Origin of the sequence: Romboutsia sedimentorum, assembly GCF_030131845.1 — a bacterium.
Taxonomy (GTDB): Bacteria; Bacillota; Clostridia; order Peptostreptococcales; family Peptostreptococcaceae; genus Romboutsia_D; species Romboutsia_D sedimentorum.
The window spans coordinates 59766-82964 of the sequence record NZ_JASKYM010000004.1; the positions used below are offsets into that span (position 1 = coordinate 59766).

Here is a 23199-nt window from a genome sequence, read left to right on the forward strand (position 1 = left end):
AATAAAGTAGCTTTCTATTTAATTTTATATTCGCTCTGTGAAATTAACTCTTCTCTTATTTTATTATTTTCTTCGCCTAAATATATCCTATATGTTTTTACATTTATCTTATCTTTTACATGCTTCTCTTCTGTTTTTATATATAATTTTTCTCTATCTTGACTATATCCATATATTTTTGATGTTATAGCCCCATTGTTTACTATATTTTTTATATATATAGGGTGTGAATATGGATTCCTAAACTTAAAATCTGTGTACCCATAAGATACTGCTGCATCTTTTCCTCTAGGTGCATAATGTGATGAAAATGTATGATTATGAACCTCTTCTATTTCCATTGCAGCTAAAAGTGCTGCATTATATATTGTAGTTGAAACTTGACAAACTCCTCCGCCTTCTCCGTTTACATATTTACCGCCTACTATAACCTTAGCAGATTTATATCCATTGCTCCACGTCCTAGCTCCCGTTGCTTTATTGTATGAAAAAGTTTCACCTGGCATAATTAAAGTATCCCCAGTACTCTTTGCTGCTACATATATATTACTGCCTCTAGAAGTTTTATCATTAAAACTTGTACTACATTGTCCTAATACAATATTTATAGAATTTACATCTTCAGTATTTATTTTAGGTTTAATAATATTAGTAGGTAAATTTATTTCATTTATATTTTTTTTATCTATCATTTGATATATAGTTTCTTTTAGTCTTACAACATCTACTTCTATTCCTTCTTTAGAATTAGTTCTTTTTATTTCTCCACTTTCTTTTATTTTTATACTAGCTTGTACTACATTTACATTTATCTCTTTATTGATTTGTTGTATGATATCACTTAGTTTGCTCTCATCATAACTTGCATGTAAATCTATATTGTATCGTTCATTAAAAGATAAACTTAACATTCTTTTTATATTTTCTACCTTATCTTCGCTCCTATTGTAATTATAGGCTTTTTTTAAAGCTCTATCCACATTGTAATCTAAGTTTATATCACTTTCTTTTATCTCCCATTTTTTATCTTTATATTTTATTTGTATATCTTTAGGTGTATAGTGTTTTTCAATTTCTTTTTCTGCTTCATAAATGGTAAGTTGACCTATAGGGATCTCTTTTATATATATATTTTTAAATATTTTCCCTTCTTGATTATTTTCATTCTTATTCATTCCTAAAGTATATAAAGCTATAACAACTGTGAGTGATATGAAAAATAGTTTATTAGTAAGTATATTTATTTTTGTCATAATTAACTCCTCAATCGATTTTATAATTTTATATTTTCCCATATTTTTTTTTATATTCTTGCTAAAATTAAACTCATAAAATCTCTATCTTTTATAGTTTTTTTGAATTTTAATTTAGTCATTAATCTTTTTGTTAAATTCCCATAAAATTTAGTACCTTTTTTAAATAATTATGATATAATAATTAAACTTAACTAAAATATTTTATTAATTTTAGCTAAGTTTAATATTTTATTAAAGAGACTCTATTGTCTCTAATTTCGGAAAAGAGGTAACGATTTAAGCCTCGTATGTAGAGAAATCTGCATAGGACACAACTTGAATTGCAGATAATTCCTAAAGCCTAGGTGCCACAACGTAAAAGCGAATAGCTTTAAGCGTGAAGGAACGAAAGTAGAAAAAAGTCTTAGGATGGTATATGGTTAAACCCTAAGTACCGCTAACAATGGATGTTCATGCAGGGAAGTCCCGAATAGGGAAACCTTCAACGACTAGAGAATTGTCTCGTACACTATAAGCTATTGATAGTGGAAGTAGGTTGCCCCTAGCGAGTAATGTCGAGGGTGAAGAAATAGTCTGCTCTCATATGAAAGTATGAGAAGTTCATAAATTAATCGCAAATGCGGTTATTTAAGAGAACTGCATGGGTGTAGCGAGCTTGTGTGAACAACTGGTGTCTATTTTGATAAAGAAAGTAAAATTATCTAAATTTAACGGAGAAATCTGCGAAAATTTATATGCTGATGTATGTTACATCACAGCATCTAAGTTTGAAGACATTACTAATTTATACAATAAAGTAAACGATACTATAGACAATAAAAATTGGCTAAAGTTTCGAGATCAACTTTATTTAATGGATGTTTTAGACAAAGGTGGATTTATAATAGGTTGCTACATCGAAGAAACGTTAGTAGCATCTGCGCTTTGTGAATTGCCAAGTGGCGATTATTTAGATTATCTTTATGAAATGGGACTTACTGAAGAAGAAATAAATTCTAGCTATGTATCTGGATACGTAATGGTAGACCCTCTTTACCGTGGAAATGCCCTTCATAAAATATTACTAGAGACTAGAATGGAAGAATCTATTATCAGAGGTAAGAACTATATTGTAACTGCCGTGGCTACAGAAAATATATTTAGTCTAAATACGGTTATAAAATTAGGTTTTGAAATTAAACTACAGAAAACAAACGAATATGGTATAAGTAGAAATGTACTTATAAAGCAATTAGTAAATCCATGTGAACAAGAGATTGAATTTACGGCTTAAAAAAATATATTTATTAAGGGAAGCAAATTTGCTTCTCTTTTTTTGTACTTTTTTATAAATAATAGCTGCATATGTATCATAATCATTGTTTTTTATCATTTTTTAAATTTTTAGCTCGATTTAATTACAATATTGTTTATTTTTTTGTTTTCTTTTGACTTATCGGTGTATTTTCTTCTATAATTTAGATTGGGTAGTATTTTTTTACATAAGGAGGAAAATATGTCATTTTTCGAAAAATTTAAAAATAAAAAGGTTATTGTTAGTATAGGGGTTTTTGTTATAGTATCCTTAGGTATCGGAGGATGGTTTTATAATAAAAACAAACTAAATAATGATCAAATGGGTGAAATGGAAAACACTATCGAAACTTATACTATCGCTGATGACGAAAAAATTTTTATAAATGGTGTTATAGTACCTAGTAAATCTGAGGATTTTAATCCATCTTCAGAAGGTAAAATAAGTAAATTAAATGTTACAAATGGTAAACTTATTAAAGAAGGAGATCTTTTGTTTACTACTAAAAACGAATCGGTTTTAGATGAAATAGATGGTCTAAAAGGCCAACTGAGCGAATTAAAGAAATCAAATACTGCCAATGACCCTCTTATCAATACTGAAATTAAAAAGCTAAATGCTCAAATATCAGCACTAGATAAGAAAGCTTATGTAAATACATATGCTCCATTTGAAGGTAAAGTATACTTAAATGATAAGTCAGAAAACTCAGATGAACAAACTTCACTTTTAACTCTTCAAAGTAATGAATTTTATATGAAAGGTCAAGCTAGTGAACAAGATTTACCAAAGCTTCAAATAGATGATCCTGTAGACGTATTAGTATTTTCTAACGATAAAAATTTAATTGGTAGGATAAGTTTTATATCTGATAGACCATCTACTACTCCTAATGATATGAGTGCTGGTGGACAAGAAAATTTATCTCACTATGATATAAATATTGCTTTTGAAAATCAAGAAAACTTAGTAAATGGATTTCATGTTCAAGCTTCTATAAAAGTTCATGATAAATTAACTAAGATACCAACATCAGCTATCATAAAAAAAGAAAAAGAAAGTTATGTTTTCAAAGATTTAAATGGAATACTTAAAAAGGAAGTTATACAAATATCTAGTGAGAACGATGAATTCACTGTTGTGTCATCAGGTCTTGATAAAAATGATATTATAATAAGATATCCCGATGAAAGTATGGAAGAAGGAGCCCCTGTAAATACTGGAAATCCTCCTGTAAGTGAAGAAGGTACACCTAAGGGTGATGAGCCTATCCCTAATGCCCCTAAAGAAGGGGTTGAGCAATAAATTGAGTAATATAATTAAGCTAGAAAATATTCAAAAATATTATAAAGTTGGAAAAGAAAAATTCCATGTACTTAAATCTCTAGATTTAGAGATAGAAGCTGGAGATTTCGTTATGATAATGGGTAAATCTGGTAGTGGTAAAACTACATTACTTAATGTTCTTGGATTTTTAGATAAATTTGATAATGGAGATTATATTTTTAATGGTGAAAATGTAACCAATTTAAATGAAAATCAAAGATCTGATTTTAGAAATAAAAATATAGGTTTCGTTTTTCAACAGTTTAACTTAATAGAAACTCTAAATATTTATCAAAATGTAGAACTTCCTCTTATTTATGATGGTAGTCTAAAGAAAATTGAGCGAGAAGAAATTATTGCACAAAAACTAGAGTCTGTCGGACTTATAGATAAAATCAAAAGTTTTCCTCTTCAATTGTCAGGTGGGCAACAACAACGTATAGCTATAGCTCGTTCACTTGTTAATAACCCATCTTTGATATTTGCAGATGAACCTACTGGTGCACTAGATAGTGAAACTAGTAAAGACATAATGGACCTTCTTAAGGCTTTAAATAAAGAAGGTAAAACTATAATAATGGTTACCCATGATAGTGATTTGGTAAAGTATGCCACTAAAGTTGTAAGGCTTAAAGATGGTGTACTATCTTTGGAGGTGTAACCTATGAACCTAATAAAAAGTGCTTTGGCTAATTTAAAAGGACATAAACTTAGAGTAGCTGTTACTCTACTTTGGATTATAATGGGAATAACATCTGTAATACTAGTTAGTTCTATTGGTAATGGTATGAAAAAAGAAGTTGCCGATTCTGTTAATAAGGTAAATCCTAACAAAACAAGGATATCTTTTGAACCTACAGATTCTAATATGACTAATATGAGTGCATTCTTACAGCCATTTACAAACAGTGATATTGAGGAGCTTTCTTTTGTGGAAGGTGTTGAAAAAATAGGACCTAGTAAAGATGATTCTAATTATAATTCAACTTATTATGGAGAGGCAAATTTTGATAAAAAAACTACTTCTGTTGAAATTGCAGAATTAAAAAAAGACTCTAAAGTTAAAGCTATGTATGGTAGGAACTTCTCTATTGAAGATGAAAATAGAAAAGTTGTTATGATTACTGTACAAAATGCTACAGACTTATTTAGTACTCCTGAAAATGCTATTGGTAAGGGTATGTCTATCTCTGGGCATATTTTTGAAGTAATTGGTGTTGTTGATGAAAGTTCTATAACACCTGAAGAGGGTAATAATAATATGCTTATCCCACAAGTTACACCACAAGAGTTTACTCCTATAACTTCATACATGCCTAAAAAATCTTTAGATGCCCTAATGAGTCAATATTCATATCCATCTGAGATATATGGTTTAGACCTAATAGTTTCTAAAGGATTTGATTTATTTGAAGTTGCTAATAATGTCTGTACTAAGTTACAAGACCTTCATCCTGATATAAGTGGTTCATATACTCCAGAGGATCCAACTGAGCAAACCCAAGCTCTTGATTCAATGGTTTCTAATATAAACCTATTTATAACTGCTATAACTGCTATATCTATGTTTGTAGGTGGAGTTGGCGTTATGAATATAATGTATGTATCTGTAATGGAACGTCAAAGGGAAATAGGTATAAGAAGAGCTATAGGTGCAAAACCAAGACACATAATGCTACAGTTTTTAACAGAAGCTGTATTTATAACTGTATGCGGTGGAATACTTGGTATAATAATAGGATTTGTAGTAGTTAATTATGCATCTAATTATTTACCATTTAAAGCTATCCCTAATGCTAACAGCTTATTCTATGCATTTATTGCAACTGTTGTAACTGGCGTTGTATTTGGTATTGTTCCAGCTTTTAAAGCTTCAAGACTTGATCCTATTAAAGCTATTTATAAGTAATAAAATAATTAAAAAGTCATGAAATTAATTTTTAATTTCATGACTTTTTAATTATTTTATTTATAATATATTTTTAATATCAATAAAATTCTACCTCAACTATCTTTCCTAAACTTGTTAAAACCATTTTCAATTCATTTAATACATATAGCTTTATACTTAATTCATTTGGAAAATCAGGGTTTTGATGTGCTGGATTTATAGCACGTCCAATAATTAATTTTATGTGAGTGCAGTCTTCATAAAGCATTCTTGCTAATTTACTTGCTCCGTCTTCTTCATATAAAAATTTCAAATCCGTTGAATCTTTTATCTTTTCTAACTTTCCAGTTGCCTTTCTTATTGTCAATACTCCCTCTGTAACTAAGTCTATACCTTTTATGTACCCTATAGGCGGTATATCTTTATCAATTATAGTAAAACTTGTTTTAAGTTCTCTATCCAACTCACGAGCTACAATATTACCTGCACTTCCACCACACACAATCTTTTTCCCACGCACATTCATTATTTTATCTACTACAGTTTTGTCCATATTAGGGTCTATTGGAGGTCCAGAAAAAAGCACTGCCTTTTTAGGTGTTACTGCTTTTATAGTTGCTACTGTTGTGTCATCTCCAGGTTGTTGCATATAAAGTTGGTCACATGCTCCTAATAATAAATTAGTAACTGTCTTTGATGACATATTTCTATTAGTATTAGCTTTTAAATACTTTTGTATATCATCCCATTGCCATCCTAAGTTTAATATCTTTCCAACCCCAGCATGAATAACTCCATCACTTACAAACACTAATATATCTTTTTCTTTTAATTCAAATTTGCTTTCTTTTATTTTTCTTCCATTTATTTCACTTGTACTCCACTCTATTTTTTTTACTTCTCTATCATTTAAAAAGAATATACTTGGATTATCAAACTCAGCCACATATGCTATACCATTACTATCAACTTTTATAATTGTAAATGTTGAATATGCTAAATTTCTTATAGAACATACAGGTAGAGTATGTATAACAGTATCGACTACGTCTTCAATAGGTAATCCCTCTTTTAGCATGGTTATTGCTATTTTAGCTGTAAGGGTTGCTAGTATATTAGCTTTAACCCCACTACCTAGTCCATCAGACAATACAGCTATAAACTTATCCTCATCATGGTAAAATTCTACCTTATCTCCACATAGCTCTTCCCCATACTTATTTAGACTACTACTTGAAAAATCTATAAAAAATTTCATTACATACTTACCTCATCTTCTAAAATTAAGTTTTTAAGCTGAGTTAAAGTTACCTTTGTTTCAGCAGTTGTCTCCCCTAAAAGACTTGCTATTTCTTGTGCTACTGTCATTTGTTTATTTATAACCTTTTGAGCCATATCAATGGCATCTATTTTCATTTTTTGTAACTTTTCTTGTAGCTCTTCATTTTTAGTAATATCATCTGCTATCCATAAAATGACTTGATTTTTTTCTAACCATATTATACTTTGTATTATAGTAGCATCATTTTGTTTTATACTTTTTCTTTGTTTAAATATATTCTTTTTAGTGTCTTTTACTTTTTTAAAATCTTCTTCTTCTAAAAACATTTCAACAGGAATGCCTTTTATGTTTTGTCTTGATGTTTTAAAAAACTGTTCTGCTGATGGATTTAATTGAACAAAATCTAATTCTTTATCAATTATAGCTATTATATTTGGTGTCATATCAAAAATTACATTGCTTAAATCCTCTGCTTTTTCTCTCATAAAAGGCAGACACATATTTATTTCAGCCATATTATTGTAAACAGCTATTCCCTTTTCTCTACAAGTATGATATCCACAGCTTTTACAATTTAATTCATCTGACTTTTCATATTTTCCCATGTTGTTTAATATTTCTCTTAGCTGTTCACTATTTGGTTGATTTAATAAAACTTCTTTTGATAAAAATTCTTTATCAAAAGCTATATTTAAAAATTCATTTTCTACTATTTCATCTTTTTTATCACTATTTTCACAACAAGATTTAGCATATTTCTTAAGATTTTCTCTACGTTCATAACAATTTACGCCATCTTCTGGCATACCAGATCCCCCTATACAGCTATGCCTACAACTGCTCATCTCAATCAGAGTATTTTTGAATTGCCCCTTTTTAACAACATCTAAAACTTGCATACAATCTTTTATTCCATCTACCCGAATAATGCTTTTTCTTGGATTTTTAGCTTCTATACTATTTGTTAAGCCTCCTATAGTTGGTAATAACCTTAGTTGCTTACTCGAACAACTAAAAGGCTCTTCTTTTAAATCCTTTAATTCTATATTTTCTTCTTTTAACCATTTTTCTAATTCTTCAAAAGTAAGAACCAAATCTATAGACTCTTCATTATGACCATCATTTTTTTTACCTAAGCAAGGTCCTATAAATACAACCCTAGTTTCTTTTCCATATTTATTTTTTAACACTCTACCATTAAATGTTGATGGCGATACTACTGGAATTATATTTTTAGCAAGGTCTGGATAATATTTTTGAATAATATTGTTTACGGATGGACAAAAACTAGTTATGTACGTATCATCTCCAGGCTTATTTGCATATTTTTCATACTCCTCTATTATAGGATGTACAGTTGAAATTGCTTCTTCTACATAATCAAATCCCAATAATTTCAAAGCAGTTGGCAATTTATTACTATGTTCTCCTAATATAGCTGCAAAACTAGGCGCTACTGATGCAACTACCTTTTGTCTTCCCCTTAAGTAGTGTTTCACCATTTCTTTTTCAGATTTTATAGATTTTGCATTTTGAGGACATACTTTAAAACATCTACCACAAACAATGCATCTTTCTTTAATTATTTGTGCTTGTTCATTTTTAACCTTAATAGCATGTACAGGACACGCTCTTACGCAGGCATAACAATTTTGACAATTAGCTTTAGAAAATCCCATAAACCACATAAAAATCCCCCTCTATAAATACGGTATAAACTCATTTTCAAACATTTGCCTTGCATTCTCTTTTGAAATATATAATATTTTTTCATCCCATCTCATAACAGAAACTTCATTACTACATTTTCCTAAACAAAAAGAAGCACATAATTCTATTTTATCTTGTAGTTTATATTCTTCTATTAATTCTTTAAATATTTCTATAACTTCATAGGACCCCTTTATATGGCACGCACTCCCAATGCATATCTTTATGACTTTCATATAAACACCCTTTCATACTTTAACTTTCACTCTGAGATAATTTTAGTTCAATAAACAAAATATTGCTACAAAATACTTAATTTTTCCATTTTTTTTATATTTTCTAGATCTTTCTACTAAATAAAAAAAACTAGGAGTCTTGTTTCTAACTCCTAGCTTTAAATGCATTTGTTTAATTTTCTTCTATATCTTCAAATACCACTTTTCCTCTACATATAGTGTACTTGATTTTTCCATACAATGTTTCTCCAATAAATGGTGAATTAGATGATTTTGAAGCAAATTCACTTACTATATATTTCTCATTAGGATTAAATATTACTAAGTCAGCTATTTTTCCTTCTTTTATACAACCACTATCTAAATTATAAAGATTAGCTGGATTTATAGTCATCTTTTCTATTAACTTCATAATACTTAAATGACCTTTTCTAACTAAATTAGTTACACCAAGTCCAAGTGATGTTTCAAGTCCTACAATTCCACTTGGCGCCTTAGTAAGTTCTGTATTTTTTTCTTCCTCTGTATGAGGTGCATGATCTGTTGCTATTATTTCTATAGTATCATCTTGCAATCCTTCTATAATACTATATTTATCATCTACAGTTCTAAGTGGTGGGTTCATCTTAGCATTAGTTCTATATTTTAAAACATCATCTTGTGTTAATGTAAAGTGATGTGGAGTAGCTTCTGCATATACATTAGCTCCTAAACTTTTAGCCACTCTTACAACTTCAACAGATACCCTAGAACTTATATGTTGTATATTTATCTTTGCACCACTTTTTATAGCTAACATGCAATCTCTTGCTACCATAACATCTTCAGCTGCATTTGATGCTCCTACTATACCAAGCTTTTCAGATATTTCACCCTCATTTATACCTGCACATGTTATTAATGATGGATCTTCTTCATGAAAACTTAATGGAAGGTCTAATTCATTAGCTTTGTTCATAGCATGTAATACTATATCAGCATTAGTTATAGGCAATCCATCGTCACTAAAACCTACTGCTCCACACGCTTTAAGTTTTTCCATATCTACTAACTTTTCACCCTTAAATCCTTTAGTTATAGACCCTACTTGCAATACATTTATAGGTGACTTTTCTGCTTTTTGTTTTATGTATTGTAAAGTTTCTTCATTATCTACTATTGGGTTAGTGTTTGCCATACATATAACAGTTGTAAACCCTCCCTTAGCCGCAGATAATGAACCACTCTCTATATCTTCCTTGTGTGTAAAACCTGGATCTCTAAAGTGCACATGTACATCTATTAGCCCAGGTGCTACTACGCTTCCCGTTGCATCTATTATACTTTTATATTCGCTTGTTATAGGAAATTTACCTATTTTTTCAATTTTGTTTTCTTTTATAACTATATCAAGTACTTCATCTCTTTTAGTGCTTGGGTCTATTATTCTTCCATTTTTTATAAGTATCATAGCTACATTTCTCCTTTTAGGTATTCATATATAACTTTAGCACCATCATATATGCTTAATAATGATGAAAATTCACTTTTGTTGTGGCTTATTCCTCTATAACACGGTATAAATACCATTGAACTATCACAAATTTTACTAAATGCCATAGCATCATGCCCTGCTCCACTTGGCATTACTTTATGAGTTACTTTTAATCTGTCACTACACTCAATCAATTTTTTTTGCATATAAGAGCTCATTTTAACAGGGTCAAATCTACCTGCTTCTTGTATAAAAACCTTAACATCTCTTTTTTGACTAACTTCTTTTGCTGTATTTTTCATTCCATTTTCAATAATGTCTAAGCTATCTATGTCTATTCCCCTTATGTCTACTCCCAAAGTAACTTCACCTGGAATAACATTTAATACATTCGGTCCATTATTTATTACACCTACAGTTGTAACAGACTTTCTATAACTTTCCATTTTACCTAATTTTTCTAACTCTAATATAAATTCTGAGGCTGCACATAAAGCATCTGCTCTCATATCCATAGGTGTAGCACCCGAATGTTCAGCTTCTCCTAATATACTTACCTCAAATCGTCTAGGGCCTGCTATATCACTAACAATTCCTATCTTTATTCCATATTCTTCTAAAACCTTCCCTTGCTCAATATGAAGTTCTATATATTGTTTAATATTTTCTATTCTCTTTGGGGTAAAGCTGTATCCTTTATTATTAAATACTTCTACTATATATTTACCAGTCTTTGATATTAATCCTTTAACATCATCCTTACTAAGTTCACCTGTTATAAGTCCGCTACCTATTGTACACTTCCCAAAATTACTAGACTCCTCGCATCTAAATGCGCCCACTCTTATTGGTATATCTATCTTTTCATCCTTTGCCCATTTTAGTATCAAAAGACCTGCTATAACTCCAGCTACTCCGTCATATCTACCACCATTTACAACAGAGTCTAAATGAGAACCCATTAGATAATATTTTTTATCGCTAATATCATTAGCTATGTATGTATTTCCTACTTCATCTATATAAGTATTAAAATCTTCACTTTCTCCTAACATTTTAAACATTTCATGCATTTCATCTTCAACTTTAGAGTACCCAAGTCTTGTTACTCCACCATATGAATTGGCTCCAATATCATAAAATTTACTAAATATATATTCTAAATACTCTATATCTTCTCTTTTTGAAGCCATAAATTATCCCCCATCGATTGAATATTTTCTTTTATTATACCTTATATATTTGATAATTTAAATATATAGTCGAACTATTTTAAATTATATTTATTTAACATTCATTTTTTATTTCATAAGTTTAAATATAAAGTTTCTTTTAATATCTACAGCTTTTTTTGGACAAAGTTCATGACAACAATAGCATCTTATACATTCATCTAAATTTATAGTTACTTTTTCTTTGTTGATATTCATAGCTTTTGCTGGGCAAGCTTGTATACATTTTCCACATTTTACGCAATCTTTATCTCTTATAATTGGCTTTGGTGTTATTAATTTAGTTATAGGTTCATGTAAAAATTTAGGTAGGCTAGATGCTAATAATCTAAAGTCTTTGCTTGTTTTAGGTATTTTAAAATCCTTTATAATTAATGGCTTTATATCTTCTCCTAGTATTTGTATATCTGATAAATCTTTTTTTATATAATTTCTTTTTACAGATCCTCTAAGTGTAGGTACTTCATCAACACTTAAATTTATTAGTTTACAAGCTACACCATCTAATGCATAAGGGCTAGTTGAAGCTAGCATTACCCCAATATGTCTAGGTATACCAGCTGATGGTCCATCACCTTCCATACCTACTACTCCATCCATTATAGTAAGAGTTGGCTTAACGTATGAACATATATCTAATAATACATCTTCACAAAATAATTCTTCTGTTGGAAATCTATAATGTATTTCGGCTTTTTTAAGACCAGCTATGCATCCATATAAATTTTTAACTCCACCTGTAAATGTAGCCATTCCATGAGTTTTTAGCTTACATATATTTACTATATGATCCACTTTAGTTATTGGGGTTATGATATCCATATATTTAAGTGCATGGGCATCTTCATTTTCTACCTTAACATCACTTATATCATAATTTAGTTTTACGTTTAGTTCATTTGCTACTGCTTCCATACCGCTAGATTTATAAATTCCCTTTAGAGCATTTATAGTATAAGGGCCCCCTGGGCTATCTCCTATTATCACTTCACAATTTAATTTTAATAACTTTTCACAAATCACTTTCACAACCATTGGATGTGTTGTAGTCGCTTCCTCTGGAGTCTTTTTCATAAGCAAATTTGGCTTTATTAAAACTTTGCTATTTGGCTTTATATATTTTTCTATACAACCTATGTCCTTTAACATATCTTCAACACAATTTTTTATATTTTCATATTTATAATTATCACATTTTCTTAATGACACTAATTTCATATTGTACTCCTTTTATACTTATAGTAACTTTAATTGTATGTATTTAATATCATTGTGTCTACACAAAAATAGAGAAAGCATATGCTTTCTCTATTTTTTATATTAATTTTAAATTAGTTTTTCTTTCCAAAATGTCTTTCTAATAATCCTAAGAATGCTTTACCATGTCTAGCTTCATCTTTACACATTTCATGAACTGTATCATGTATAGCATCTAAGTTATTTTTCTTAGCTAATGTAGCTAATTCTTTTTTACCAGCGCAAGCACCGTACTCAGCTTCAACTCTTGCAGTTAAATTAGCTTTAGTATCAGCTACAACTACTTCCCCTAATAATTCAGCAAACTTAGCAGCATGTTCTGCTTCTTCAAATGCTATTCTCTTGTAAGCTTCTGCAACTTCTGGGTATCCTTCTCTATCAGCTTGACGGCTCATAGCTAAGTACATTCCAACTTCTGTACATTCTCCAGTAAAGTTAGCTCTTAATCCTTCTAATATCTCTGCATCTACACCTTGAGCTAAACCTACCCTGTGCTCATCAGCCCAAACCATTTCTCCACTCATTTCGTTGAACTTATCAGCTCCTACTTTACATACTGGACAAACTTCTGGTGCAGCTTCCCCTTCATGTATATATCCACATACTGTACAAACAAATTTTTTCATAATTATTTACCTCCACCTTATTTATTTATTAATTTTAATTTATTATCTAAATTACTATACTCTATATATACCCGAGCTTTTATACCTTAAACAATAAATTTAAAATTTTTAAAATATAAATATTTTACTTCTAAAGTTTACCATTCTTAACAGCTATTTATCAATATAAATTTAATATTAATATTAATCGCATATATAATTTTTAGATATTATAATGACTACTCTTCGTTTTCTTGTTCTATACCACTACATACTTCTTGTATATATGTAGGTTTTTGCTTTAAGAAAGACAACTTAGTTTGTGACATTATTATTGATATAAATATAATAGAACTTCCTAAAACAAGCTTTATAGTAACTGGTTCATTTAACAATACTATAGAAAACAAAGTCCCAAATACAGCTTCTGTAGAAAGAATTATTGCAGTTTTACTTCCTTCAACTTTTCTTTGACATATAGTTTGAACTAAAAAGGCTATTGTAGTACTAAATACCCCTAAATATAGTGCTCCTAAGTATCCGCTCATACCCGCATCTATTTTACCTTCTCCAATAAATATTTGTGCTACTAAAGATAATAAAAATGCTACACCAAACTGCACCGAAGTTAATACTATCGGGCTATACTTTGATGCAAATTCACTTGTAAAAAATATATGAAAAGCAAATGCAAATGCACATATCAAAGTTAAAAAATCTCCTACATTAATTGAAAAATCAGTTTCTAGTGATAATATAGCTATACCTATAAGAGTCATCAAGCTACTTATTATACCTGTTTTATCTAGTTTTCTTTTATATACAAAGTATCCTATAAAAGGAACTATAACCACATTCGCAGCTGTTATAAAAGCATTTTTAGATGGTGTTGTATATAAAAGACCTATAGTTTGCACAACAAATGCTAAAAATAAAAAAACACCTAATACAATACCTCTTTTTATAACATCTTTATTTATATTTGCTTTAATTTCCTTGAAAAATATTACATTTATTAAAATTGATGCTATTAAAAATCTTACTGTAATTAATTGAAGAGGTGTTAATCCCCCATGTAGCGCAAGTTGTGTCCCAACAAACCCACTACCCCATATTATAGATACTAATATTAACCCTATTTCTCCTATATATTTTTTTACCAATAACTTCACCCCTTCAACTTTATTTTAATAAATTTATTATAATTGCACTAAAAAGACTATATCGAGATTGTTCAATATAGTCTTTTATGTGATGTTTTAATTTTACATTTTTTATTAACTTATAAAATTAAAAGTTAATGGATATTCATAATCTTTATGTGACCCATATTTTACCATTCCTATTATTGTAAGTATAAAATAAGCCAGCCCTACTAATGGAGTTAATATCATTCCTACAAGAACAATTATTGATAGTCCTGCTATAAATGTATATATTACAAAGGATATGTGAAAGTTCAAAAGTTTTTTCCCATTGATTCTTATAAAATCAGATTCACTACTATACTCTTTCCATACAAAGTATGACACTATAAATCCTATTATGTTAAAAAGTACAATTGAACCTGCCATCATTAACATAATTAAATTTTCTTTAGGGATAAAATTCTTATTATTTTCCATAAATATCTCCTTTCCTACATTTTATTATTTGTGTGTTTTATAATATCCAAAATAAAACACCCTATTATAAAAGTATTTACTCTACATGTACAATATACCTGTTTTCTTTATAGAATAAGTACCATAATAATACTTCAATATAATGTAGCTTTTTAAATTTAGTATACTATAATTATTTTTCTAAATTTTTAACTTTAACTGTTCAAATCCTCGTTTTTCTTCTTTATGTATTATCTTATCCGGAATTTTAGTTTCTATTATTTTTATTTTAGTTAAAAGTTTTTTTATATCTGCAAAGTTATCTACTGCAATTTCTTTATTGTTTACATTTAATAAATAACCTGTACTAGTTTTATTTATATAAAGTTTTGGTTCATCAAGTATTATCGAAGTTATATTTCCTTCACTATATTCAACAGCAAATGTATTTTTATTTTGAGAAAATATTTCTACAAAAGTATCTTTCATTTTAAATTTATTTTTATTTTTGTCTTCTTTATTTAACATATTAAATTTAATTAATAATGGCTCTAGTGCTTCTAAGTTATTTAAAATAATATTAGCTCCTTTTAAATTTATACAGTATCCTTTGCTACATGCCTCTATCTTAATATCTTGATTATTAATTACAACATAAGATATTTTACCTTTATTATAATATATGACATAAGATTTATTCATTTTAGATAATATTTTAGTTATTTTATTTGGTAAATACATATAAACCCTCTTCTCATATTCTTTCATTTATATATTAGATAAAATATAACATTTATTGCTAATTTTTTCAATATAATTTGAAGCCTCATATTAAGAATTTAAGCGCTTTTATTAAGGTTTTTAAGCATTTTACTTCCATTTATAAAATAAGGTCATCAATTTTAAAATCGATGACCCTGTCTTTTCATTTATACTATTATTTTACAATTATTTTTATAAACTTTTTCTTTCCTATTTGAACTACTAACTCACCTTGTGCTACTACAGATTGTAAATCAGTTGTTTTTTCTTCATTTACTTTAACTCCACCTTGAGTTGCTAATCTTCTCATTTCACTTTTACTTTGAACAAGTTTATTATCAACTATTATTTGAGCTAAGTCAAAGTTTTCACTACTAGCTTCTACTGTTAGTATATCAACTGGTATTTGACCTTTTTGGAATACTGATTTAAATCTTTCTTCTGCAAAGTTAGCTCTTTCTTCTCCATGGTATAATCTTACTATCTCTTTAGCAAGTTCCATCTTTACGTTTCTTGGATTAACTTTATCTTCTTTTAAGTCCGAAGCTATCTTATTAACTACGTCAGGATGAATATCTGTCACTAGGTTGTAGTATTTAATTATTAATTCATCTGGTATTTCCATAGCCTTTTGGTACATTACCCCAGCTTCTTCATCTACACCAATGTAGTTTCCTAAACTCTTACTCATTTTATTAACACCATCTAAACCTTCAAGTAAAGGCATCATTATAACTACTTGTGATTCTTGATTAAATTCTTTTTGAAGTGCACGACCCATAAGTAAGTTAAATCTTTGGTCAGTTCCTCCAAGTTCTATATCAGCCTTTATTGCTACTGAATCATATCCTTGCATTAATGGGTAGAAGAATTCATGCACTGATATTGGAGTATGACTTTCATATCTTTTCTTAAAGTCTTCTCTTTCTAACATTCTTGCTACTGTTATTGTAGCTGCTAATTTTACTACTTCTTCAAAGTTTAATTTAGCTAACCATTCACTATTAAATCTAACTTCTGTTTTTTCTTTATCTAAAACTTTGAATATTTGCTCTTCATAGCTTTTTGCATTTTCTAAAACTTGTTCTGTAGTTAATGCTTTTCTAGCACTAGATTTCCCTGTTGGATCTCCTATTTTTCCTGTAAAGTCCCCTATTATTATTACTACTTTGTGTCCTAAGTCTTGTAGTTGTTTCATTTTTCTTAAAACTACAGTATGACCTAAATGTATATCTGGAGCAGATGGGTCAAGACCTAACTTTACTACTAATTGACGATTTTCGTTATGTGCTTTTGTTAGTTTTTCTCTAAGGTCTTTTTCATCGATTATGTCATCTACACCTTTTAAAATTATTTTTACTTGTTCATCTAAATTTATCATTTTATACCTCCGAAATTTCTTATTTTTTTATTTTTTTGTATTAAAAAAGCCCTCATCCTAATAAAAGGACGAGAGCATTACTCACGTGTTACCACCTTAATTCATTAATACTTTTCAATATTAACCTCAATAGGTACGCCAAATTGGTTATACCTAAGCACTATAACGTATGCTAAACGACTTTCCCTAATGGTTGTTATCTTTCAGGAAAACGGCTCTAAGATGTATTCAAACTAACTTATCTTGCTCCTCTCACCAAACGGAAACTCTCTGTTAGACTGTATTAGCTTTACTTGCTCTTTTCATCGCTTTAAATAGTATTTGATTAATATTAATATATTCTGAATTTTACAATTTGTCAACCTTTTTTTATAAAGTACTTAAATAATTATCAATCATACTTATATACATGTTTCTTGTGTTTAACTTTAAATCCAAAATTATATTTAAAACTATTATACCTATTGTACACAATTTAAATTCATATATTAGAAATATTAAAGTTATTAAAGATAATATTCTTATAAAGAAAATCTTTTTGTGTCTTAATAGCGCATAGTTTTGAAGTGCTATGTATCCATCTCTTATTACAAAATATAAACATAGGTACTTTACCGATATGAAAATTGTTTTTATGTAAACACTATTAATTTCAATTTTAAATATATTAAGTACCTCCATAATAACTATGTATATAACACATCCATAAAATATATTTTTAGAACAGCATATAAATCTTGAACATGTTTTAAAATTTTTTATTATCTGCATCTTTTTCTTTCCATTCCCTTTTAAAATATTTAATTTTCTAGCTAACATTAATGATAAATAATATATACTAAACATAGTTCCAAAAGGAAAAAGTGCTATAAATAAATAATAAATTACATCTACATATTCTTTATATGGAAACAATTTTGAATATCCTTGAAATTCATTCATAAAACTATACCCAATTAATTTTGATGCATATACATCTACAAATACCATAAGCAAAACCCCTAGTATAGATCCACATACTAAGTCATCCATAATTGTAGTTTCTTTTGAAATTAAAGTCCCACACATAATTCCAAGAACAACACTTTGGCTTGCCCAAATAACCGTACCAATATTTCCAATAACTAGTCCTATTATACATAGTGAGCTTACTCCACATAAAACAGAATATTTCAAGTCACATTTTAAATGTATTATACAAAATAATATAGGTACTATAAAATCTAAGTAAAGTGCATAACCAAACCCACTACCTATTGCTACTATTGTGCTTATTATAAATAAAGCCGCTAAAATACTAGCTTCTGTCATTTTTTTAGTATCGTTCATCTTTGCCTCCTATAGCTAACTTGTCTAAACATTCATTTCACATTTTAATAAAAATATTTATGAGTCTATATTCTATAATAGTGCTTATCCTCTAAATTATAAACCCCCAAATTTAAAAGAGACCGCACTATTATATTTAACAGCACAGCCCCTTTTTTAAAATATATAAATTTAAGTGTTACCTATTTTAGTATCATTTTAATCTTTGAATAGCTTCATAAGCTATCTCCTTATCATCAAAATGATGTTTAGTACTTCCTACTATCTGATAGTCTTCATGACCTTTTCCAGCTATCATTACTACATCTCCAGCCTCAGCCATTTCTATTGCCTTGTATATAGCTTCTTTTCTATCTTCTATTACTGCATAGTTATCTTTATTCATTTCAATCCCTTTTAATACATCATTTATTATTAATTTAGGAATTTCTGTTCTTGGATTATCAGATGTTATTATAGTTATATCTGAATTTTGTTGAGCTATTTTTCCCATTATTGGTCGCTTTGCTTTATCTCTATCTCCACCACATCCAAATACTGTTATAATCTTTCCCCCTACAAACTCTCTAGCAGTGTTTAATACATTTTCTAGTGCGTCTGGAGTATGTGCGTAGTCCACAATAATTGTTATACCTCTATCATTTGGTATATTTTCAAATCTACCTCTTACACCTATTGTATTTTTTAATTTTTCTTTCACTATATCTATTTCAATGTTTAATAAATAACTTGCACTTATTACTGCAAGTGTATTATAAACAGTAAACTTCCCTGGTACACTAACATAAATTTCATCACTATATGTAGGAGTGTGTAGTTTATAATAAACTCCATTTGCATATAGTTTTATATCACTTGCCATAAAATCAGCTTCACAATTTATACCATAAGTATATACTGGTGTATCTAGGTCTTTAATATTATCTAATATTTTTTTGCCATGAACATCATCTATATTTATAATATTAGCTTTACTAGTTTTATAAAACAATTTTTCTTTAGCTTTTCTATAATCATCTAAATCTTTATGAAAATCTAAATGGTCTTCTGTTAGATTTGTAAACATCCCTATCGAAAAATTTACATTCTCCACTCTATCTAAATAAAGTGAATGAGATGATACTTCCATAGTACAAAATTCACATTCATTTTCTAACATTTTACTAAAATATTTTTGTAAATCTATACTCTCTGGCGTAGTATTTTTAGACATTATTTGTTTTTTACCATCATCTATATTTATAGTTCCTATTGATCCTATTTTATATTTTTCACTTAATATTTGTTTCAAGAAAGTTATTATACTTGTTTTTCCATTAGTTCCTGTTACCCCTAAAACTTCTAGTTTATTTGTTGGATTATTATAAAAATTAGATGCTATTATTGTCATTGCATTTCTTGTATCTTCTACCTTTATAAATGTATATTCTTCTTTGTTGTCTATATTCACATCGTCTTCTATTAAAAAGGCTTTGGCTCCCTTTTTTATAGCATTTTCTATATATTTATGCCCATCACTACTATATCCCTTTATAGCAATGAATAAACTATCTGTAGTTATTGATTTTGAGTCATAGTGTATACTACTTATATCTATATCCCTATTTCCATTAATCTCTAATATATCTAGTTTTTCTATTAGCTTATCTAATTTCATTTAATAACCCCTTTCCCTCTATTATTAAAATGTATTTTATATAGTCTATTCTATGACTACTATTTCTATTTAGTTAAACCTACTTTTCATAAAAAATAACATTTATAATAGTTTTTTTATGTATTTCCCCTAATGTTTTTCATTTTGTTTACGTATATTGCATCATTATGGCTATTTCGATATTTTATTCACACTTTAATGTCATTTTATACGTTTTTTGATAGAAACTTTTGGGATGATATTGTGTTATGACTATAGTAGAATTAGCTTAAAGGACATGCTATTTTGTATAGGGGGGCTTAAAATGTTTATCGTTATCATATCATTATTTATATTTGCTTTAATTTATTTTTTATCCATGGTTTGTATTCACTTTAGCTATATAACTAATCTTAATTTACAATTTGGCTCTGACGTAAATGATTTTTATTGTGATGACACTGTAGATGGTATTTATGGGTATGTAAATTATGTAATTAAAAACTGTGCAATAAATTTATATAAATTTTCTAAATTATTTAAATAATTAGCTTAATAAGTATTATAAATACGAGTGCCTTAAAATAATTTTTATTTTTATAAAAGGCACTCTTTTTATATTAAAATATAAATTTTTATTTTTTTATTATGGATTTAAAATACTCGTCATTAGCCATAACATATTTATTTAAAGGGTTTATCTGTTTGGCTTTTTCATGATGATAATAAGCTTTAGGCAAATTATTAAGTTCAAAATAACAAAAACTCAAGTTTAAATGCGGCTTAAATCTCCAACAACTTATGTTCATACATTGACTACAATCTTTTGATATTTTAATATTTAATATCATTTCATACCAAAAAACTGCTTGATGATATTTTTTCTCCTCCTCAAATGAATAAGCTAGGTTATAGAGCACCTCTCCTCTTGGTTCTATATATTCGAATGTTTTATAAAAGTATTTTCTAGCTTTTGATGTTTCTTTTTTATATAAATAACACTCTCCTATTTTACAAAGAGCATCTACTTTTTCTTCTATACATATATCTTTTAGAATTACTTGATCAAATATTTTTATAGCTTCATCAATCATACAATTACAATATAATTCTTTTCCATAATAGCATAAGTCCCTGTTACTTAATTCATTTCCTAAATCTATGTTTCTTTTATATATTTTAAGATTTCTATCATCAGCACATTTTACTTTATGATGTATTATACCTATATCACTATCATAAATATTACCATCTATTTCAATATACTCATGTATATATCCAGTCCATTTAAAGTTTTTATTTGCTTTTACCATTCTATTTCTTCGTGATTTTATTGTCGGATTGTTGTTTTCATCTAAACGCATATATGTTTCCATTGTAACTACATCAATACCTATATTTAAATTTTCCTTTAATTCTAATAACTTGTTTTTATTTGCATAGTCTAATATCTCATCTGCATCTAACCACAATATATACTCTTTTGTAGCTTTACTAAATGAAAAATCTCTAGCTTTTGAAAAATCATATATCCATTTAAAATCATATATCTTTTGTGTATATTCTTTTGCTATTTCCTTTGTATTATCAATTGAGCCTGTATCAATTATTATTATTTCATCAACAACGTCAATTACGCTATCTAAACACCTTTTTATGACTTTTTCTTCATCTTTTACTATCATACATAAACTTATAGTAATCATAACCTTGACTCCTTATGCTTTAGACTATACATTAACATATGACAAAATGACAATCTTTGTTAAAATTTTTTTAGATAAAAAAATATGGAACCTGTAAATACAGATACCATACTATTACTTATTAATTTCTTTATTTATTCATATGCTCTTTCCAATCTCCATGAGATAGTGGAATTAATTTATCTTCAGAGTTTATATTAGATTTTGGATTATATTCATAGTAATAAGCCTTTTGTGAACTTCCATCTTCTAATTTAACTAATACTTCTTTTCTTAAATACTCGCAATTAATACTATTATCATATGTATAATTTTCTAGCTTGTCTAATTCTACAAAGTTTTTTTCAAAATCTTTAATTTCCATTAACTCGCCTTTAATTATACATTCTCCAGGTATTACTGCAGGGTATCCTTTATTGTTTATATGAAATAATTCTCCAGTTATAGTGCCTTTGTACACTTTAGATACGTTTCCTTTTAAAAGTCTTTCATAGTTAAACATATCACTTCTTAAACTTCTATAAACAAATATCTTATCTACTAGCATATCTCTCCACCTATAGCTTTTATGTCTTCGTTATATATAGTACAAGCTTCTACAGCTAGTTCTAATCCTTTTGCTATCTCTACTAAAGACATATAAGGAGTGTTTTTCTTATCTATAACTTGTCCTGTCATATATGGTATGTGGATAAATCCACCTTTAATATTAGGATATTTTTTGTCTATCATATATAATATTCCATACATTACATGATTACAAACAAATGTCCCAGCAGTATTTGACACACTAGCAGGTATTTGATTTTCATTCATATGCTTAACCATAGCTTTTATTGGTAAGTTTGAGAAGTATGCAGGTTGACCGTCTGCTTGTATTATTTCATCTGTTGGTTGATTACCTTCATTATCTTTTATTCTGTAATCATCTAAATTTATAGCAACTCTCTCAGGAGTTATATCAAATCGCCCACCAGCTTGCCCTACTGATATAACTATATCAGGGTTATGCGTCTCTATAGCTTTTTCTATAGCCTTTACTGACTTAGTCCAAACTGTAGGTATAGTTATTTTTATAACTTCTGCTCCATTAATATTATTTGGAACCATTTTTACAGCTTCTTGTGCTGGGTTTACTGGTTCTCCTCCAAATGGATCAAATCCTGTTAATAAAACTTTCATTTAAACTACCTCCTTCTATTATTATCTAATTTATTA

22 protein-coding genes and 1 other annotated feature are annotated in these 23199 nt (G+C 28.3%); of the genes, 5 read left to right on the plus strand and 17 right to left on the minus strand.

Annotated features, from left to right (window positions below):
• Positions 1-14 precede the first annotated feature (14 nt).
• The gene (locus QOZ84_RS09725; protein WP_284132768.1) at positions 15-1253 is read right to left on the minus strand and encodes a VanW family protein; all 1239 of its coding nucleotides are present in this window, start codon (positions 1251-1253) and stop codon (positions 15-17) included.
• 682 nt (positions 1254-1935) lie between these two features.
• Between QOZ84_RS09725 and QOZ84_RS09730 the strand changes: the two genes are divergently transcribed.
• The 4 genes from QOZ84_RS09730 to QOZ84_RS09745 all read left to right on the plus strand — a co-directional run bounded on the left by QOZ84_RS09730 (position 1936) and on the right by QOZ84_RS09745 (position 5785).
• Positions 1936-2529: a hypothetical protein gene (locus QOZ84_RS09730; RefSeq protein WP_284132769.1), complete on the plus strand. Its 594-nt coding sequence runs from the start codon at positions 1936-1938 to the stop codon at positions 2527-2529.
• 222 nt (positions 2530-2751) lie between these two features.
• Positions 2752-3855, plus strand: a complete 1104-nt coding sequence (locus QOZ84_RS09735) for an efflux RND transporter periplasmic adaptor subunit (protein ID WP_284132770.1) — start codon at positions 2752-2754, stop codon at positions 3853-3855.
• 1 nt (position 3856) lies between these two features.
• Entirely contained in the window at positions 3857-4537 is a 681-nt protein-coding gene (locus tag QOZ84_RS09740; RefSeq protein WP_331496551.1) for an ABC transporter ATP-binding protein, read from the plus strand.
• A 3-nt stretch (positions 4538-4540) separates the two neighbouring features.
• Entirely contained in the window at positions 4541-5785 is a 1245-nt protein-coding gene (locus QOZ84_RS09745; RefSeq protein WP_284132772.1) for an ABC transporter permease, read from the plus strand.
• 79 nt (positions 5786-5864) lie between these two features.
• On the opposite strand, the gene QOZ84_RS09750 is transcribed toward QOZ84_RS09745, so the two are convergent.
• The 13 genes from QOZ84_RS09750 to QOZ84_RS09810 all read right to left on the minus strand — a co-directional run bounded on the left by QOZ84_RS09750 (position 5865) and on the right by QOZ84_RS09810 (position 20296).
• The gene (locus QOZ84_RS09750; RefSeq protein WP_284132773.1) at positions 5865-7025 is read right to left on the minus strand and encodes a SpoIIE family protein phosphatase; all 1161 of its coding nucleotides are present in this window, start codon (positions 7023-7025) and stop codon (positions 5865-5867) included.
• Entirely contained in the window at positions 7025-8737 is a 1713-nt protein-coding gene (locus tag QOZ84_RS09755; RefSeq protein WP_284132774.1) for a [Fe-Fe] hydrogenase large subunit C-terminal domain-containing protein, read from the minus strand. Before QOZ84_RS09755 ends, QOZ84_RS09750 begins: the two co-directional genes overlap by 1 nt.
• 12 nt (positions 8738-8749) lie before the next feature.
• Positions 8750-8995 (minus strand): (2Fe-2S) ferredoxin domain-containing protein, encoded by a 246-nt coding sequence (locus tag QOZ84_RS09760; protein ID WP_284132775.1) that lies wholly within the window; start codon positions 8993-8995, stop codon positions 8750-8752.
• Positions 8996-9167: 172 nt separating this feature from the next.
• Positions 9168-10445, minus strand: coding sequence for a dihydroorotase (locus QOZ84_RS09765; RefSeq protein ID WP_284132776.1), 1278 nt, complete (start codon positions 10443-10445; stop codon positions 9168-9170).
• A gap of 2 nt (positions 10446-10447) precedes the next feature.
• Positions 10448-11662: a hydantoinase/carbamoylase family amidase gene (locus QOZ84_RS09770; RefSeq protein ID WP_284132777.1), complete on the minus strand. Its 1215-nt coding sequence runs from the start codon at positions 11660-11662 to the stop codon at positions 10448-10450.
• Between the two features lie 108 nt (positions 11663-11770).
• The gene (locus QOZ84_RS09775) at positions 11771-12919 is read right to left on the minus strand and encodes a DUF362 domain-containing protein (protein WP_284132778.1); all 1149 of its coding nucleotides are present in this window, start codon (positions 12917-12919) and stop codon (positions 11771-11773) included.
• A gap of 113 nt (positions 12920-13032) precedes the next feature.
• Positions 13033-13584, minus strand: a complete 552-nt coding sequence (locus QOZ84_RS09780) for an NADH peroxidase (protein WP_026900898.1) — start codon at positions 13582-13584, stop codon at positions 13033-13035.
• Between the two features lie 218 nt (positions 13585-13802).
• Positions 13803-14726, minus strand: coding sequence for a DMT family transporter (locus tag QOZ84_RS09785; protein WP_331496552.1), 924 nt, complete (start codon positions 14724-14726; stop codon positions 13803-13805).
• Between the two features lie 114 nt (positions 14727-14840).
• On the minus strand, positions 14841-15188 hold the full coding sequence (locus QOZ84_RS09790; RefSeq protein ID WP_284132780.1) for a DUF4870 domain-containing protein: 348 nt from the start codon (positions 15186-15188) through the stop codon (positions 14841-14843).
• Between the two features lie 180 nt (positions 15189-15368).
• Positions 15369-15908: a hypothetical protein gene (locus QOZ84_RS09795; RefSeq protein WP_284132781.1), complete on the minus strand. Its 540-nt coding sequence runs from the start codon at positions 15906-15908 to the stop codon at positions 15369-15371.
• Between the two features lie 196 nt (positions 15909-16104).
• Positions 16105-17310 carry a tyrosine--tRNA ligase gene (gene tyrS / locus QOZ84_RS09800; RefSeq protein WP_284132782.1) on the minus strand — a complete coding sequence of 402 codons (1206 nt, stop codon included), beginning with the start codon at positions 17308-17310 and terminating at the stop codon, positions 16105-16107.
• Positions 17311-17371: 61 nt separating this feature from the next.
• Positions 17372-17625: a binding site (T-box leader), on the minus strand.
• A gap of 54 nt (positions 17626-17679) precedes the next feature.
• On the minus strand, positions 17680-18639 hold the full coding sequence (locus tag QOZ84_RS09805; RefSeq protein WP_284132783.1) for a DUF2232 domain-containing protein: 960 nt from the start codon (positions 18637-18639) through the stop codon (positions 17680-17682).
• 193 nt (positions 18640-18832) lie between these two features.
• Positions 18833-20296 (minus strand): UDP-N-acetylmuramoyl-L-alanyl-D-glutamate--2,6-diaminopimelate ligase, encoded by a 1464-nt coding sequence (locus QOZ84_RS09810; protein WP_284132784.1) that lies wholly within the window; start codon positions 20294-20296, stop codon positions 18833-18835.
• 304 nt (positions 20297-20600) lie between these two features.
• Here QOZ84_RS09810 and QOZ84_RS09815 point away from each other — a divergent pair, with 304 nt between their 5' ends.
• The gene (locus QOZ84_RS09815) at positions 20601-20822 is read left to right on the plus strand and encodes a hypothetical protein (protein ID WP_284132785.1); all 222 of its coding nucleotides are present in this window, start codon (positions 20601-20603) and stop codon (positions 20820-20822) included.
• Positions 20823-20910: 88 nt separating this feature from the next.
• Here QOZ84_RS09815 and QOZ84_RS09820 read toward each other — a convergent pair whose 3' ends face one another.
• The 3 genes from QOZ84_RS09820 to pcp form a co-directional block, all read right to left on the minus strand.
• Positions 20911-21981, minus strand: coding sequence for a glycosyltransferase (locus QOZ84_RS09820; protein WP_284132786.1), 1071 nt, complete (start codon positions 21979-21981; stop codon positions 20911-20913).
• A 130-nt stretch (positions 21982-22111) separates the two neighbouring features.
• On the minus strand, positions 22112-22528 hold the full coding sequence (locus QOZ84_RS09825) for a gamma-glutamylcyclotransferase family protein (protein WP_284132787.1): 417 nt from the start codon (positions 22526-22528) through the stop codon (positions 22112-22114).
• On the minus strand, positions 22522-23163 hold the full coding sequence (gene pcp / locus QOZ84_RS09830) for a pyroglutamyl-peptidase I (RefSeq protein WP_284132788.1): 642 nt from the start codon (positions 23161-23163) through the stop codon (positions 22522-22524). The genes QOZ84_RS09825 and pcp overlap by 7 nt, the downstream gene beginning before the upstream one ends.
• Between the last annotated feature and the right edge of the window lie 36 nt (positions 23164-23199).

What these genes read in the sequence shown, in the direction of transcription:
- QOZ84_RS09725 (WP_284132768.1), bottom strand. Translation starts at nt 1,253, where the DNA reads ATGACAAAAATAAATATACTTACTAATAAACTATTTTTCATATCACTC.
- QOZ84_RS09735 (WP_284132770.1), top strand. Translation starts at nt 2,752, where the DNA reads ATGTCATTTTTCGAAAAATTTAAAAATAAAAAGGTTATTGTTAGTATA.
- QOZ84_RS09745 (WP_284132772.1), top strand. Translation starts at nt 4,541, where the DNA reads ATGAACCTAATAAAAAGTGCTTTGGCTAATTTAAAAGGACATAAACTT.
- QOZ84_RS09750 (WP_284132773.1), bottom strand. Translation starts at nt 7,025, where the DNA reads ATGAAATTTTTTATAGATTTTTCAAGTAGTAGTCTAAATAAGTATGGG.
- QOZ84_RS09755 (WP_284132774.1), bottom strand. Translation starts at nt 8,737, where the DNA reads ATGTGGTTTATGGGATTTTCTAAAGCTAATTGTCAAAATTGTTATGCC.
- QOZ84_RS09760 (WP_284132775.1), bottom strand. Translation starts at nt 8,995, where the DNA reads ATGAAAGTCATAAAGATATGCATTGGGAGTGCGTGCCATATAAAGGGG.
- QOZ84_RS09765 (WP_284132776.1), bottom strand. Translation starts at nt 10,445, where the DNA reads ATGATACTTATAAAAAATGGAAGAATAATAGACCCAAGCACTAAAAGA.
- QOZ84_RS09770 (WP_284132777.1), bottom strand. Translation starts at nt 11,662, where the DNA reads ATGGCTTCAAAAAGAGAAGATATAGAGTATTTAGAATATATATTTAGT.
- QOZ84_RS09775 (WP_284132778.1), bottom strand. Translation starts at nt 12,919, where the DNA reads ATGAAATTAGTGTCATTAAGAAAATGTGATAATTATAAATATGAAAAT.
- QOZ84_RS09780 (WP_026900898.1), bottom strand. Translation starts at nt 13,584, where the DNA reads ATGAAAAAATTTGTTTGTACAGTATGTGGATATATACATGAAGGGGAA.
- QOZ84_RS09790 (WP_284132780.1), bottom strand. Translation starts at nt 15,188, where the DNA reads ATGGAAAATAATAAGAATTTTATCCCTAAAGAAAATTTAATTATGTTA.
- QOZ84_RS09795 (WP_284132781.1), bottom strand. Translation starts at nt 15,908, where the DNA reads ATGTATTTACCAAATAAAATAACTAAAATATTATCTAAAATGAATAAA.
- tyrS (WP_284132782.1), bottom strand. Translation starts at nt 17,310, where the DNA reads ATGATAAATTTAGATGAACAAGTAAAAATAATTTTAAAAGGTGTAGAT.
- QOZ84_RS09805 (WP_284132783.1), bottom strand. Translation starts at nt 18,639, where the DNA reads ATGAACGATACTAAAAAAATGACAGAAGCTAGTATTTTAGCGGCTTTA.
- QOZ84_RS09810 (WP_284132784.1), bottom strand. Translation starts at nt 20,296, where the DNA reads ATGAAATTAGATAAGCTAATAGAAAAACTAGATATATTAGAGATTAAT.
- QOZ84_RS09815 (WP_284132785.1), top strand. Translation starts at nt 20,601, where the DNA reads ATGTTTATCGTTATCATATCATTATTTATATTTGCTTTAATTTATTTT.
- QOZ84_RS09820 (WP_284132786.1), bottom strand. Translation starts at nt 21,981, where the DNA reads ATGATTACTATAAGTTTATGTATGATAGTAAAAGATGAAGAAAAAGTC.
- QOZ84_RS09825 (WP_284132787.1), bottom strand. Translation starts at nt 22,528, where the DNA reads ATGCTAGTAGATAAGATATTTGTTTATAGAAGTTTAAGAAGTGATATG.
- pcp (WP_284132788.1), bottom strand. Translation starts at nt 23,163, where the DNA reads ATGAAAGTTTTATTAACAGGATTTGATCCATTTGGAGGAGAACCAGTA.